1 pseudogene is annotated in these 610 nt (G+C 31.5%); it reads left to right on the top strand.

From position 1 onward, the window contains the following. A pseudogene (locus tag AC1DUW_RS31870) lies at positions 1–152 on the top strand (VOC family protein); the annotation flags it as partial. Between the last annotated feature and the right edge of the window lie 458 nt (positions 153–610).

The raw sequence follows: 610 nt of genomic DNA, 5'->3' as shown, positions 1-610 counted from the left end.
ATATCGAAAAATCAAAACAAATTTTTGAATACTTGTCGCAAGATGGACAAGTGAAAATGCCCCTGCAGGAAGCTTTTTTTAGCCCTGCTTATGGGATTGTATCGGACAAATTCGGTGTAACTTTTCAAATTTACACAGAGGGTCAACAATAATTTTTTTTTAGTATAAAAATAGCCCAAAGCAGCTGATTTGGTGACTTTTCCGTTCCAACTTAAAATCAATAGTTGAGCTTGTATAAATCCAGATTGGAACATCATATATTGAAAATTCGCACGAAATAGCGGTTATTTTGAATGAAATCAATAAGAAACAATCAATGCGAAAAAAATTTATTTAATGATTGAATATGATTAGGCAAAAGATTATAACTGAATTTTTTACTAATAAGGAAATGATTAGTTAAAATCGTTCCAAGGTAACCAACTTAAGGCACAATTGGTGAAGAATAATTAAATCCCAATTTCTCATTAATATCACTGAGAGATTGGGATTTTTTTTATTCTGGAATATTCTTAACGTTGTAAATCTGCGTTTTGCTTGAGGTACTCCTTATGGAATGATAGGTGCGATTCTTCTTTAAGAAGGATCGCCTTTTCTTATACAGCTAAAG

The organism is Peribacillus sp. P4_C12 (assembly GCF_056402095.1).
The sequence above is the reverse complement of the archived record's forward strand: the minus strand, read 5'-3'. Positions and strand labels throughout refer to the sequence as shown.